Source organism: Georgenia halophila (assembly GCF_039541595.1).
Genome location: NZ_BAABGN010000002.1, coordinates 168,552 through 181,738, shown reverse-complemented (window position 1 = coordinate 181,738; position 13,187 = coordinate 168,552). Strand labels below are relative to the sequence as shown.

Genomic DNA, 13,187 nt, shown 5'->3' with positions numbered 1-13,187 from the left:
GGTGCGTACGGCGTTCTGACCAGGCGGTAGGGCTTCCCGTTCGAAGTCGTCGGAGGGGCGCCGACGTGGAACGATGACGGCCGTGAGCTTTCCCGCCAAAGTGCGGCCCCCCGTATCCCTGGTCCTCCTGCTCGGTTCGATGGCGGCCCTCCCGGCCATCACCACCGACCTGTACCTGCCGTCCCTGCCCGCCGTGGCCGACGACCTCGACAGCTCACAGACGCTCGTCCAGGCCACGATCACCGGGGTGCTCGTCGGTGGAGCCATCGGTCAGCTGCTCACCGGGCCCCTCTCCGACCGCTTCGGTCGCCGCCTGCCGGTCATGGTCGGCTTCGGCCTGCACGTCGTCGTCTCCGTGCTGTGCGCGCTGACACCCGGCATCTGGCCCCTCGTGGTGCTGCGGGTGCTGCAGGGCGTCGGCAACGCGACCGCCACGGTCACCGCCATGGCCGTCATCCGCGACCGGTACACCGGTTCCGGCGCGTCGGTGCTGATGTCCCGACTGATGCTCGTGATCGGCGTCGCACCGCTGTTCGCGCCGACCGCCGGCGGCCTCATCGCCGGTTGGTGGGGGTGGCGGGCCACCTTCGTCGTTCTCGCCGTCCTCGGCGCGGTGATGATCGCCGTCGTGGCGCTCGCGCTGCCGGAGACCCTGCCGCCGGAGCGACGGCGCCGGGAAGGCCTGGGCGGTGCCGCCCGCAGCTACCGTGCCCTGCTCGGTGACCGCCAGTTCATGGCGCTCGCCGTGCTGCCGGGTCTGGCGCTGGGGGCCATCATCAGCTACGTCGCCGGCTCGCCGTTCGTCTTCCAGGAGCAGTACGGCCTCACAGAGACCCAGTTCGCGCTGATCTTCGCGCTCAACGGCGCCGGCCTGGTGGGCGGTGCGCAGATCAATGCGGCGCTGATGGGCAGGTTCACGCCGCTCGGCGTCATCCGTGTGGTCGCGCCCACCTCCGCCGTCCTCGGCATCTGGTTGCTCAGCGTCGCCATGAGCGCGGGCGACGGCACCGGGGGCCTGATCGCCCTCCTGGTTCCCCTGTTCCTCCTGATCTCCGTGAACTCGCTCCTGATGCCCAACGCCTCGGCGCTGGCGCTGTCCAAGCACGGGGAGCGGGCGGGGGCGGCAGCCGCCCTGGTGGGCTCGTTGCAGGCCGGCATCGCCGGCACGGTCTCTCCGCTGGTCGGCGCACTGGGCGGTAACGGCGCGGCCATGGCCACCGTCATGCTCGGCACCGTGCTCACCGCACTGGTCATCGTGGCGGTCGCAACCCCCGCGTACAGGCGGACCTGACGTCTCGCTTCCTCGGGCTCCGCTGCGGGCGGGAGCTCGTTCCTCGCCCCCACCCTGCGCTGCGCCGTCGTCAGCTCGTATCGCGTAACCTTGCGGCCCGTGGCCACAGACTTCTCCGCCGAGATCAACCAGCTCCGCGCGACCTTCGACTCCATCCGTGCCGTGACCGATGTCGAAGGCCTCCGGGCCACCATCGCCGACCTCTCGGACAAGGCTGCGGACCCCTACCTGTGGGACGACCCTGATGCGGGCCAGGCCATCACGTCCAAGCTCTCCCACGCCCAGACCGACCTCGGCCGGGTCGAGAAGATGGGTGAGCGGATCGACGACCTCGCGGCCCTCGTTCAGCTCGGGCAGGAGGAGGTGGGCGACGACGCGGTGGCCTTCCTCGAGGATGCCGAGGCCGAGCTGACCTCGATCCGCAAGGCCCTGAGCGAGCTCGAGGTCCGTACCCTGCTCGCCGGCCCCTACGACCAGCGCGAGGCCGTCGTCACGATCCGCGCCGGCGCCGGCGGGGTCGACGCCGCCGACTTCGCCGAGATGCTCATGCGCATGTACCTGCGCTGGGCCGAGCGGCACGGCTACCCCACCCAGGTGCTCGACACCTCCTATGCGGAGGAGGCCGGTCTCAAGTCGGCGACCTTCGAGGTCAAGGCGCCGTACGCGTACGGCACCCTGTCCGTCGAAGGCGGCACGCACCGCCTCGTGCGGATCTCACCGTTCGACAACCAGGGCCGCCGCCAGACCTCCTTCGCCGCGGTCGAGGTCGTCCCGCTCATCGAGCAGACGGACCACATCGAGATCCCCGAGAACGAGATCAAGGTCGACGTCTTCCGTTCGTCCGGGCCCGGCGGACAGTCCGTCAACACCACCGACTCCGCGGTCCGCATGACGCACATCCCGACGGGCACCGTCGTGTCGATGCAGAACGAGAAGTCCCAGATCCAGAACCGAGCGGCCGCCCTGCGCGTCCTGCAGTCGCGGTTGCTCGTGCTGCGCCAGAAGGAGGAGACCGCCGAGAAGCGGGCGCTCGCCGGTGATGTCAAGGCGTCCTGGGGCGACCAGATGCGCTCCTACGTGCTCCAGCCCTACCAGATGGTCAAGGATCTGCGGACGGAGTACGAGTCGGGCAACACGGCGGCGATCTTCGACGGCGAGATCGACGATTTCATCGACGCCGGCATCCGCTGGCGCAAGAACCAGGAGAGCGAAGCGGCCTGAGGTCCTGAAGCGGCCGGCGTACCGCCCGACGACGACGCTGTGGCATCGAGCACTCGTCCCGCCCTTCAGGGTGGCTGGTGTGGCCAGTCTTTAGAGCGACGTCCCAGGTCGTGGCGTCGCCGACGGTCTGACCAGGCTCCGGGGCGCCACCGGACCGCGGCACCGGGCCGGGGAGAGGCGCACAGTTCCGCCCCGTCGCAGCGGCGTGTCGGAGACGGTGGCGCTGCCCGGACTGCCTAGTCTGCGCGGAGGCCAGTGGTTGTCCTTCCCCCATTGTCGAGACTGGCCGAGAAGTCGCCGTGATCAGATTCGAGAACGTCTCCAAGGTCTATGCCCGAGGAGCGCGCCCCGCTCTCGACCAGGTGAGCCTGGAGGTCGAGCGCGGCGAGTTCGTGTTCCTCGTCGGGGCCTCGGGGTCCGGTAAGTCCACCTTCATCCGCCTCGTGCTGCGAGAGGAACGTCCAACCTCCGGCCGCATCCACGCCCTCGGCAAGGATCTCGGCCAGATCTCGCGCTGGAAGGTCCCGCATCTGCGCCGCCAGATCGGCACGGTGTTCCAGGACTTCCGGCTGCTCAACAACAAGACGGTCTTCGAGAACGTCGCCATCGCGCCGCAGGTCATCGGCAGGCCGCGCCACCACATCCTGACCACCGTTCCCGAAGTGATCGAGATGGTGGGCCTCGAGGGCAAGGAGAAGCGCCTGCCGCACGAGCTCTCCGGTGGAGAGCAGCAGCGCGTCGCCATCGCTCGCGCCATGGTCAACCGCCCCGCCGTCCTGCTGGCGGACGAGCCCACCGGCAACCTGGATCCCACGACATCGATCGGCATCATGCGACTGCTCGACCGCATCAACCGCACCGGCACCACCATCGTCATGGCGACCCACGACGACGAGATCGTCGACCAGATGCGCAAGCGCGTCGTCGAGCTCTCCGACGGTGTCATGGTCCGTGACCAGTCCCGCGGCGTCTACGGCGCGGCGCGGTAAGGGGAACGACTGCGATGCGACTCCGATTTGTTCTCTCCCAGACGTTCCAAGGGCTGTCCCGCAACCTCGCGATGACCATCTCGGTGGCCCTGGTCACCTTCGTCTCGCTGACCTTCGTCGGGGCGGCGGCACTGCTGCAGATCCAGGTCGACAACCTGAAGAGCGACTGGTACGACAAGGTCGAGGTCTCGGCCTTCATGTGCCCGGCGAACTCCTCGACGCCGAACTGCGCCACTGGCGAGGCCACCCAGGAACAGATCGACGCCATCGGTGACCTGCTCGCCTCGGACGCCCTCGCCCCGTACGTCGAGGAGGTCTACGTCGAGACCAAGGAGGACGCCTACGAGGCGTTCCAGGAGCAGATGGAGGACACGGTCTGGGCGCAGACCGTGACCGTCGACCAGATGCAGGTCTCCTACCGAGTCAAGTTGGTCGATCCGGAGCAGTACCAGATCGTCGCCGACGAGCTCGAGGGGCGGCCCGGCGTCGAGGTCGTCGTCGACCAGCGCGAGCAGCTCGAGCCGCTGTTCCTCATCCTGAACCGCACGACGCTGCTCTCGATCGGCCTCGCCGGCGTCATGATCGTCACCGCCGTCCTGCTCATCACGACCACGATCCGGCTCTCCGCCATGTCGCGTCAGCGCGAGACCGGGATCATGCGGCTCGTCGGCGCCTCGAACTTCTTCATCCAGCTCCCGTTCATGCTCGAGGGCGCCGTCGCGGCCCTCTTCGGGGCCGTGCTGGCCGTGGGCGGGCTCTTCCTCGGTGTCAGATACCTGGTGGAGGAGTGGCTCGCGACGTCGACACCGTGGGTGCAGTTCGTGGACACCGGCGACGTGCTCACCGTCGCGCCCTTCCTCGTTCTTGCCGCGATCCTGCTCGCCGGGATCAGCTCGATCGTGACCCTCGGCCGCTACACGAAAGTCTGAGGTACTACTGTGCGCCGTCCTTCCCCCCGACGCACCGCCCGACCGACCGCCCTCCGGGCCGCCGTCGCCGCTGTCCTTGCGGTCGCCCTGCTCGCTCCCGGCGCCTACGCCGAGGACCGTGACGACCTCGTCGAGCAGCGCGAGCGGAACGAGGACCGCCAGGCCGAGCTCGAGTCATCCCTCGAGGGCGTGGACGCCGACCTCACGGAGACCTACCTCAAGCTGGAGAGGGCCCGTGCCCGCCTGCCGGAGGCTGAGGCGGCGCTCGCCGAGGCCGAGGAGGCACTCGCTGCCGCCGAGCGGAAGCAGGAGCAGGTGGCGGCCCGCCTGGAGCTCGCCGAGGCCGAGGCAGCGAGCCTCGAGGAGGAGATCGCTGCCGGCACCGAGAAGATCGATCAGACCGAGTCGGCGATGGGCGCCCTCGCACGGAGCACCTACCGCGGTGACAACGCCACGTCCACGCTCGACGTCGTGCTCGACGCCTCCTCGACCGACGACTTCCTCGAGAGCTACTCCGTGACCACCTCGGCGGTCCGGTCGCAGACGCGGGTGCTGCGGGACCTCGAGACCGCCACCGCGATCACCCGCAACCGGCAGGAGCGCCACGAGGCCGTGAAGGTGCGCATCGGTGAGCTGAAGGTGGAGGCCGACGCCGCCGTCGTGGCGGCCAACGAAGCCCGGGACGAGGCCGCCGCCCGCAAGGCCGAGATCGAGCAGATCGAGGCCGAGATGTCGCAGCTGTCGAAGAAGCTCGAGGCGCAGCAGGACGAGTACCAGAGCCAGCTCGCGGATCTGGAGGAGGACCAGCAGCAGATCGCCTCGGAGATCGCCAAGATCGACGAGGAGAACCGCAGGCGGGCAGCCGAGGAGGCTCGCCGGCGCGCGGCGGCAGAGCGGCGCGCGCAGCAGCAGGCCGAGCAGCGGGCGCAGCAACAGCAGCAGCAGTCCGCGCCGTCCGGCGGCGGCGGTGGCGGCGGAAGCGGCAGCGGCGGCGGCGGTGGCGGCGGAAGCAGCAGTGGCGGCGGTGGAGGTGGCAGCAGCAGCGCCATCATGCCGCCGGTCACGCCGCTGCGCGTCACCTCGTCCTACGGCTACCGCGTGTACCCGATGACCGGCGGCTGGTTCATGCACAACGGCGTGGACCTCGGATCAGCCTGCGGTGAGGCCCAGGCGTCGGCGGCGTCCGGAACCGTGTCCGCGGTCCGGGGGGCCTACGGCAACGGCACGCACGGCAACCAGGTGATGATCAACCACGGCATCATCAACGGCTCCTCCTACGTCACGGTGTACAACCACCTGTCGCGGTTCGCCGTCTCGCAGGGGCAGCGGGTCTCCCAGGGGCAGACCATCGGCTACACCGGTGCCACCGGCGCCGTCACCGGCTGCCATGTCCACTTCGAGGTGTGGAAGAACGGGTCCACGATCGACCCGATGGGTCTTTGGTGAAGCGCGTCGTGGAGCGTCAGTAGCCGCGAAGGCGTTGGATCTCGCGACGTTCGCGCTTGGTCGGCCGGCCCGAGCCCTTCTCGCGCCGCGGCACCGCAAAGAGGTCTCGCGGTACGGGCGCCGGGCTCCGGTCGATGACCGCCTGCGCCGCGACCGGCGCACCCACCCGCTTGAGAAGGACCTGGCGCACCTCGAGCACCCGCTCCGGGCGGTCGCGTTCCACGCCCCGGACGACCACCTCGTCGCCGACGGCGACCGTCGTCGAGGGCTTGGCCCGTTCGCCGTTGACGCGCACGTGGCCGGCCCGGCACGCCGTCGTGGCGAGCGACCGGCTCTTGAACAGCCGCACCGCCCACATCCACCGGTCCACCCGTGTCGAGGTGGGGTTTGCGGTCGCCATGCCCCGAGCCTAGGCCGACGGCGGGCGACCGGTGTCCCGGTCCGACTTCAGCAGGCATGGCCTTCGGCATTTCAGCCCTTGCCCGTCACGTGGGCCGAGGGGCTTGCCGGCGGGGATCCACGTCTCGGCGGGTCTGGGCGGCGCCGGCACAACGGCGCCCGTTCCGAAGGCATACCCTTCCCTTCTCCAGCCGGGGCGACGGCGGAGCCAGCGACGTGTTGGCAGCTGGCGGAGCGGTCGAGCTTCAGCAGGCATAACCTGCGGGATTCCAGCCGCAGCGAGTCACACGACCGACAGGCTCATCGGCCGAGGTCGAGCTGACCGGTCGCGGCGCCGGTCGGGGTTGGCCGTCGGCCGCGGCGCCGGCCCGGGTTGGTCGCCGGCCCGGGTTGACTGTCGGGACCATGGCCGAGGAGCGACCGGACGTCCCGCGACAGGCTTCCCGCCGCACCGGCCCTGTGGGCCTCCCCGCCGCACCGGCCCCGCGGGCGGGGACCTACAACCGCCCCGCTGCCTTGAGCGCCAGGTACGTGTCCGCCAGTGCGGGGGCGAGGTCGTCCGGTGCGGCCTCGACCACCTCGACACCGCGGCGCTTGAGGCGGACCGCAACGGCATCGCGCTCGAGCGCGCCCCGCTCGGCCGCGGCGGCGTCGTACACCGCGTCGGCGCTGGACCGGTCCGCGCGCAGCTCGACCGCCTCCGGGTCCGACGCCGAGGCGAGCACCACCGTGTGGTCGGCGGCGATCGTCCCGAGCGCCGGCAGCAGGCCGGAGGTGATCGCCGAGGGCTCCAGCGCGGTGAGCAGCACCACCAGGGAACGCTGGGACAGCGTGTCCCGCACCACCTGCGTCACCTTCGTGGTGCTCAGCTCGACCAGGGACGGCTCCAGCGGCGCCATGGCCTGCGCCAGCGCGCCGATGAGCCGGGGGCCGGTCTCCCCGGCCACTCGCGCCCGGACCTCGCTGTCGACCGCCACGAGGTCCACCCGGTCGCCGGCACGCGTGGCCAGGGCGCCGAGCAGCAGGGCCGCCTCCATCTGGGCGTCCAGCCGCGGGGCGTCTCCCAGGCGGGCGGCGGAGAGACGGGCGATGTCGAGGATCACCAGGACCCGGCGGTCGCGCTCCGGGCGCCAGGTACGCACCACGACGTCGGCGCGGCGTGCCGTGGCCCGCCAGTCGATCGCGCGCACGTCGTCGCCGATGACGTACTCGCGCAGGGAGTCGAACTCGGTGCCCTGCCCGCGGATCAGGACGGCGGCCCGGCCGTCGATCTCGCGCAGCCGGGCCAGGCGCGAGGACAGGTGGCGCCGGGAGTGGAACGGCGGGAGCACCCGCAGGGTGGCCGGGGCGCGGAGCGAGCGTTGGCGGGCGGCCATCCCCAGCGGGCCGAACGAACGGACGGTGACCAGGTCGGCCTGCCGGTCGCCGCGCCGGCTCGGCACCAGCTCGGTGCGGAGGCGGCGACGCTCGCCCGCCGGCACCGTGACCCGGTGGCGGTTCTGCTCCGCCCCGGCCGACGGCGGCCAGGCGTCGCGGACCAGGGCCCGGAGCCGACGTCGTCCGGTGTTCGTCAGAGTGACCGCCGAGGAGGTGGGCTCGCCGAGTCGTACCGACCCGGACACCGAACGCTCGGCCGCGACCTGTTTCGGGGAAGCGGCCAGCACCGCGTCGGCGACGCACGCGAGCACCACCAGGCCGACCCAGAGCAGCAGCGTCGACGCCCGCGGCCACAGGGCCGCCGGCAGGGCGCCGACGGCGGTGACGATCGCCGCCCGGGTGGTGGGGATCATCAGCGGGGGACGGGCACGGTGCCGAGCACGCCGTCGAGCACCGTCTCCGCGGTGACGCCCTCGAGCTCCGCCTCGGCGCGCAGCTGGACGCGGTGGCGCAGGGTCGGGTGGGCGAGCGCCTTGACGTCGTCCGGGGTGACGTAGCCGCGGCCGGACAGCCAGGCCCAGGCACGCGCGGTCGCGAGCAGGGCCGTGGCGCCGCGTGGTGAGACGCCCAGCGACAACGACGGGGACGTGCGGGTGGCCCGGACGATGTCGACGACGTAGCCGATCACCTCCGGTGCGACCTGGACCTCGCGCACCTCCGCCTGGGCCGCCTCCAGGTCCTCGGGTCGCCCGACGGGGCTCACGCCGGCCGCCGCGAGGTCCCGGGGGTTGAAGCCGAGGGAGTGCCGGACGAGGACCTCGATCTCGTCGCGACGCTCGGGCAGGGGCAGCAGCAGCTTGAGCAGGAACCGGTCCAGCTGTGCCTCGGGCAGGGGATACGTGCCCTCGTACTCGACGGGGTTCTGTGTGGCGATGACCATGAAGGGCTCGGGCAGCAGACGGGGCATGCCGTCCACGGAGACCTGCCGCTCCTCCATCGCCTCCAGCAGCGCGGCCTGCGTCTTCGGCGGCGTCCGGTTGATCTCGTCGGCGAGCATGAGGTTCGTGAAGACCGGGCCCTCCTTGAACGAGAACTCGGCGGTGCGGGCGTCGTAGACCAGTGAACCGGTCACGTCGCCGGGCATCAGGTCGGGGGTGAACTGCACCCGCTTGGTGCCCAGGTCGAGCGCGGCGGCCATCGTCCGCACGAGCAGCGTCTTGGCGACGCCAGGCACACCCTCGAGGAGCACGTGGCCGCCGCACAGCAGCCCGATGACGAGACCCGTCACGGCCGCGTCCTGGCCCACGACCGCCTTGCCGACCTCGGTGCGCAACGAGCCGAGCCGGCTCCGCGCCACGGACTCGGCCACGGCCGGGGCCGGCCCCGGGGTCGGCCCGGTCGGGACGTCGCCGCCGGCCCGCGGTGCCGACGGTGCCGACGCCTGCGGCGCGAAACGCTCGTCGCCCGTGGGCTGCGGGGGACCGGCGTGGGCGGGCTGGTTCGGACTCGCGGGGGACGGGCCGATAGGGGGCTGACTCACGATCGGTGGACCTCTTTCTCCAGGGCGTCGAGCATGGTGGACAGGGCCAGCAGGCCGCCGTCGTCGGTCGGTGCGGTGCCGTAGAGCAGGTTGTCGACGTCCGTGTGCGGCCACCCGGTCGCGCGGGCGACGGCGTCGACGAGGCTCGGCCGGTCCGCTGACCTGGGTAAGCCGAGGGCCCGCGACATGCGCACCGCCGCGCCGGCCCGCAGGGCGGCGGCGGCGTGGTCGCGGGCACCGCCGCGACGATACAGACGGCCGCGCCCCCGGGTGGTCTCCGCCGCCCGGACGACCACCGGCATGACCTCGATGACGACAGGTCCCAGGCCGCGGGCCTTGCCGACGGCCAGAACCACCGCCGCGGCGAGCAGCGCCCACAGCACCCAGGTGCCCGCGGGCGGCATCAGCGGCGCGCCGCGGTCCTCGGCACCGCCGGTCGACCCAGCTTGTGGCAGGTACCAGACGACGTTCCCGTGATGGCCCAGCATGCGCAGGGCGAGAGCGGCGTGGCCGTGGTCCTCGAGGGCCGCGTTGGTCACGGGTCCCACGTCCGCGAGGTAGCGGACGGTGGAGCCTTCGTCTTCCCAGACGGCGTACGCGCCGCCCGCGCCCTCGGAGGCGGGGAAGCACAACTCGACGTCGGAGCCGGTGGCGGTGACCGAGCCGCCACCGATCGCGATGCGAGAGGCCGCCTGTGCGTCGGGGGCCGCGCACTGCGCCTGGACCACCTCCTCGACGCTCGGGCCGGCGAGGGTGATCGGCATGTCCGCGACCACCTCCGGGTCGACGAACAGGTTCCCGCCGATCGCCAGGTCGGCGCCGGTGCCCAACAGCTCGGTGTACTGGCCGGGCCGCAGGTCGGAGACGTCGGTGACGAACACCGTCGTCCTCGGGCCGGCCACGTGGGTCAGCTCGGCGAAGCTGTCCGCCTCCTCGACGGCGACCCCTTGGCCGCGGAGGATCTCGGCGACCGCCATGGTGCCCTGCGGTGCGGGGTTGTCGGGTGCGAGCGCCCGCCCGGACGTGCGCTGCTGGAGCAGCGTGGCCAGGATCGCGAGGGCGAGGAAGACCACCACGACGGCGGCGGTGACGACGCGGCGGCGACGGCGGCGTCGCCGCGTGCCGGGTGCGGCGTCATCGGGAGACCGGGGGCCGGCTCCTTCCGGCGACGCCACGCTGGGGGATGTCGAGGTGGTGGTCGTCATCGCACTTCCGCCCAGCCGGCGCCGACGGGTCGGTGATCGTCGTGCCGGGCGGGCCGCGCCCTCGAGACGGCGGAGGCCAGCTCACGCAGCTGCCGGTCCTCGGCCTGTCCGGGGGCAAGGTGGCCGTAGCAGACGTCGTCGAAGAGCCGGCCCGCCCAGCGCAGCCCGTCGGTGTGGTCCGGCAGTGCCGCGGCCGCAAGCGTGGCGGCCTCGTACGCCGTCAGACCGGCGCGGTCCTCCAGGACCGCGCGCTCGTCCAGCGAACGGACGAGCGCGCGGAACCGCTCGAGAGTGGCGGTCACCCAGTCGCCGCGCCGGGCGGCGTCGTCCGCGGCCGCGAGGAGCGCGGCGCTGTCGCGGACGTCGTCGAAGAGCTGGTGCGAATCCTGCCGCTGCGCCGTCCGCCGTGCGCGGACCCGTCCGCCGAGCAGCAGCGAGACGACCACCACGACGACGAAGGCCAGCACCACGACAAGCGGCACGAATGCCGGTGGCGCCTCCATCCCCATGGATCCGATGTCGCTCAGCAGCCTGCCGAGCCATTCGAGGATCCGCTCGATCAGTCCTGGCTGGTTGTCGTAGACCGCCTTGGCGAGCTCTTCCTCGGCCCACCGCTGTGCCTCGGCGGCATCGGGCTCGACGGGCACGCCGGCGCGTACACCGGTCACGTCAGCCAGCCTCCGCGGGCCGGGCGGACTGGGCGAGGGTGACGTCGAGGCCTTCCTTTCGCATACGGATGTCGATGTAGGCCAGTGCGACGACGGCGGCGAGGAACGGCGTGGTCAGCGCGGAGACGAGCACGGACAGCACACCCATGACGATCGAGGTGATGACCAGGGCCTCCTGCGAGCCCGAGAAGAGAGATGACGCCATGGTCAGCGGGATCATCATCGCGTACGTGAGGATCGCCACGATGATCGCTGCCAGCGCCAGGACGCCGAACAGCCGCCAGAACTGGCGCCTGCTCAGCGCCCACGACCGCCGGATCGCGGAGAACGGCCCGATCCGCTCGAGCATGAGCGCCGGTGCCGACAGGGTCAGCCGCACCACGAAGTAGCCCATGACGACACAGGCCCCGAGGAAGAGGAGGAAGATCAGCAGGCCCGTGATGAACGGGTTGTTGCCACCGCCCTCGACGAGAGCCACGCCGAGCAGCACGAGTGCGGTGATCACCACGACCAGCACCACGGTCCAGCCCAGTGCCAGCAGCAGGGTCAGGCCGATGAGCCTCCACAGCTGCCCGCGCGCGGAGTGCCAGACCTGCCGGATCGTGGCGACACGTCCGACGACGGACTGGCTCACCGAGACGATGAGCAAGGCGGTGAGCACGATCGAGGCGATGTAGACGGCGACGGACACCGCGAGGAGGCCGACGAGTGACGTGATCGCGCCGGTACCCAGCTCCTCCATCCCGAGGGTGGGCGTGGTCTGCCCCATGAGGGGGAGCAGTGTGCTGCCGACGGTGAAGGAGAGGACGAGCGCCTCGATGACCGCGGTGACACCCATGACGAGCAACGAGAGCCCGAACGTGGCCCGCGGGTTGGCCCGGATGGCACGGAAGGCGCCGTCCAGGATCTCGCCGATGTTCATCGGCCGCAGCGGGATGATGCCGGGCCGATCGGCGCCGGTGAAGCCGCGGGGCACCTGCTGCTGCGCTGCGTCCCCGTACTGGCCGTACTGGCCGGGCTGCTGGCTCGGGTCCCCACCCCACGATGGGGGCACCGGCGGTTGGCCCCACGGTTGCCCGGGCCGCTGACCGGGTTCCCCGCCCCACGGCGAGGGCTGGGTGGGCTGCGTGTACTGGGTGTACTGGCCGGGCTGCGGAGCGGGGTCCGGGCCCCAGGGTGAGGGCTGGGTGGGCTGCCCGTGCTGCGTGGGCGGCGCGTAGCGCGGCTGCTCGCCGTCCGGCGGTCCGCTGTACGGGCCGTACCGTCCGGCGTCGTGCTCCGGCGTGCCGTCGTCCTCAGGCCGGCTGCTCATCGCCCTACCTCCCCCCGGCTGCGTCGTGGTGGCGAGACCCATCGTTGCACGCCACAGCGGGTGCCGGAACGGCGGTCCACACCGCGCAGCGTCCGGAATGGGAACATTGCCCCATGAGTCCCAAGCTGCTTGTGATCGACGACGACACCGCGCTGGCAGAAATGATCGGAATCGTGCTCGACGCCGAGGGCTACGACGCCGTCTTCTGCGCAGACGGTACCCAGGCCCCGGAGATGTTTCGCCGAGAGCAGCCCGACCTCGTCCTGCTCGACCTCATGCTGCCGGGACTGGACGGGATCGAGATCTGCCGCATCATCCGCGCGGACTCCGACGTGCCGGTGGTCATGCTCACGGCGAAGTCGGACACGCTCGATGTGGTCGCCGGGCTGGAGGCCGGCGCGGACGACTACATCGCCAAGCCGTTCAAGCCCAAGGAGCTGGTCGCGCGGGTGCGCGCGCGCCTGCGTCGCCAGGAGAACCCGGAGCCGGAGCGACTGCGCATCGGCGACCTCGAGATCGACGTCGCCGGCCACGAGGTGACCCGCGACGGTGAGCCGATCTCGCTGACCCCCCTGGAGTTCGACCTGATCGTGGCGCTCGCGCGCAAACCCTGGCAGGTCTTCAGCCGTGAGGTGCTGCTGGAGCAGGTCTGGGGATACCGGCACGCCGCCGACACCCGCCTGGTGAACGTCCACGTCCAGCGGCTGCGCGCGAAGGTGGAGAAGGACCCGGAGCACCCCGAGGTCGTCGTGACCGTCCGTGGCGTCGGATATCGGGCGGGGGCACCACACGAGTGACCGAAGACCTCGG

At 71.6% G+C, this 13,187-nt stretch carries 12 protein-coding genes; 6 read left to right on the top strand and 6 right to left on the bottom strand.

Annotated elements, in window-relative coordinates; all coding sequences use genetic code 11:
* The first annotated feature begins 73 nt into the window (after nt 1–73).
* From ABD907_RS02455 to ABD907_RS02435, 5 genes are all read left to right on the top strand, one after another.
* On the top strand, nt 74–1,291 hold the full coding sequence (locus tag ABD907_RS02455; RefSeq protein WP_425555660.1) for a multidrug effflux MFS transporter: 1,218 nt from the start codon (nt 74–76) through the stop codon (nt 1,289–1,291).
* A 99-nt stretch (nt 1,292–1,390) separates the two neighbouring features.
* Nucleotides 1,391–2,512 carry a peptide chain release factor 2 gene (gene prfB / locus ABD907_RS02450; RefSeq protein WP_345214901.1) on the top strand — a complete coding sequence of 374 codons (1,122 nt, stop codon included), beginning with the start codon at nt 1,391–1,393 and terminating at the stop codon, nt 2,510–2,512.
* A gap of 299 nt (nt 2,513–2,811) precedes the next feature.
* On the top strand, nt 2,812–3,501 hold the full coding sequence (ftsE, locus tag ABD907_RS02445) for a cell division ATP-binding protein FtsE (protein ID WP_345214900.1): 690 nt from the start codon (nt 2,812–2,814) through the stop codon (nt 3,499–3,501).
* A 14-nt stretch (nt 3,502–3,515) separates the two neighbouring features.
* Nucleotides 3,516–4,430 carry a permease-like cell division protein FtsX gene (gene ftsX / locus ABD907_RS02440; RefSeq protein ID WP_345214899.1) on the top strand — a complete coding sequence of 305 codons (915 nt, stop codon included), beginning with the start codon at nt 3,516–3,518 and terminating at the stop codon, nt 4,428–4,430.
* 9 nt (nt 4,431–4,439) lie between these two features.
* Nucleotides 4,440–5,876, top strand: coding sequence for a peptidoglycan DD-metalloendopeptidase family protein (locus ABD907_RS02435; protein ID WP_345214898.1), 1,437 nt, complete (start codon nt 4,440–4,442; stop codon nt 5,874–5,876).
* 16 nt (nt 5,877–5,892) lie between these two features.
* Here ABD907_RS02435 and ABD907_RS02430 read toward each other — a convergent pair whose 3' ends face one another.
* From ABD907_RS02430 to ABD907_RS02405, 6 genes are all read right to left on the bottom strand, one after another.
* Nucleotides 5,893–6,276 carry an RNA-binding S4 domain-containing protein gene (locus ABD907_RS02430; protein ID WP_345214897.1) on the bottom strand — a complete coding sequence of 128 codons (384 nt, stop codon included), beginning with the start codon at nt 6,274–6,276 and terminating at the stop codon, nt 5,893–5,895.
* 496 nt (nt 6,277–6,772) lie between these two features.
* On the bottom strand, nt 6,773–8,065 hold the full coding sequence (locus ABD907_RS02425; protein WP_345214896.1) for a DUF58 domain-containing protein: 1,293 nt from the start codon (nt 8,063–8,065) through the stop codon (nt 6,773–6,775).
* On the bottom strand, nt 8,065–9,192 hold the full coding sequence (locus tag ABD907_RS02420) for an AAA family ATPase (protein WP_345214895.1): 1,128 nt from the start codon (nt 9,190–9,192) through the stop codon (nt 8,065–8,067). Before ABD907_RS02420 ends, ABD907_RS02425 begins: the two co-directional genes overlap by 1 nt.
* Complete coding sequence (locus ABD907_RS02415) at nt 9,189–10,397, bottom strand: DUF4350 domain-containing protein (RefSeq protein WP_345214894.1); 1,209 nt, start codon at nt 10,395–10,397, stop codon at nt 9,189–9,191. The genes ABD907_RS02420 and ABD907_RS02415 overlap by 4 nt, the downstream gene beginning before the upstream one ends.
* Nucleotides 10,394–11,065: a DUF4129 domain-containing protein gene (locus tag ABD907_RS02410; protein ID WP_345214893.1), complete on the bottom strand. Its 672-nt coding sequence runs from the start codon at nt 11,063–11,065 to the stop codon at nt 10,394–10,396. The genes ABD907_RS02415 and ABD907_RS02410 overlap by 4 nt, the downstream gene beginning before the upstream one ends.
* 1 nt (nt 11,066) lies before the next feature.
* Nucleotides 11,067–12,377 carry a glycerophosphoryl diester phosphodiesterase membrane domain-containing protein gene (locus ABD907_RS02405; protein ID WP_345214892.1) on the bottom strand — a complete coding sequence of 437 codons (1,311 nt, stop codon included), beginning with the start codon at nt 12,375–12,377 and terminating at the stop codon, nt 11,067–11,069.
* A gap of 113 nt (nt 12,378–12,490) precedes the next feature.
* On the opposite strand from ABD907_RS02405, the gene mtrA reads away from it, so the two are divergent.
* A complete protein-coding gene (gene mtrA, locus ABD907_RS02400; RefSeq protein ID WP_345214891.1) occupies nt 12,491–13,174 on the top strand; it encodes an MtrAB system response regulator MtrA in 684 nt (227 codons plus the stop codon).
* The last annotated feature ends 13 nt before the right edge of the window (nt 13,175–13,187 follow it).

Bases quoted from the DNA above. Each gene is read 5' to 3' on its own strand.
- ABD907_RS02455 (WP_425555660.1), top strand. From the start codon at position 74: ATGACGGCCGTGAGCTTTCCCGCCAAAGTGCGGCCCCCCGTATCCCTG.
- ftsX (WP_345214899.1), top strand. From the start codon at position 3,516: ATGCGACTCCGATTTGTTCTCTCCCAGACGTTCCAAGGGCTGTCCCGC.
- ABD907_RS02430 (WP_345214897.1), bottom strand. From the start codon at position 6,276: ATGGCGACCGCAAACCCCACCTCGACACGGGTGGACCGGTGGATGTGG.
- ABD907_RS02425 (WP_345214896.1), bottom strand. From the start codon at position 8,065: ATGATCCCCACCACCCGGGCGGCGATCGTCACCGCCGTCGGCGCCCTG.
- ABD907_RS02415 (WP_345214894.1), bottom strand. From the start codon at position 10,397: ATGACGACCACCACCTCGACATCCCCCAGCGTGGCGTCGCCGGAAGGA.
- ABD907_RS02405 (WP_345214892.1), bottom strand. From the start codon at position 12,377: ATGAGCAGCCGGCCTGAGGACGACGGCACGCCGGAGCACGACGCCGGA.
- mtrA (WP_345214891.1), top strand. From the start codon at position 12,491: ATGAGTCCCAAGCTGCTTGTGATCGACGACGACACCGCGCTGGCAGAA.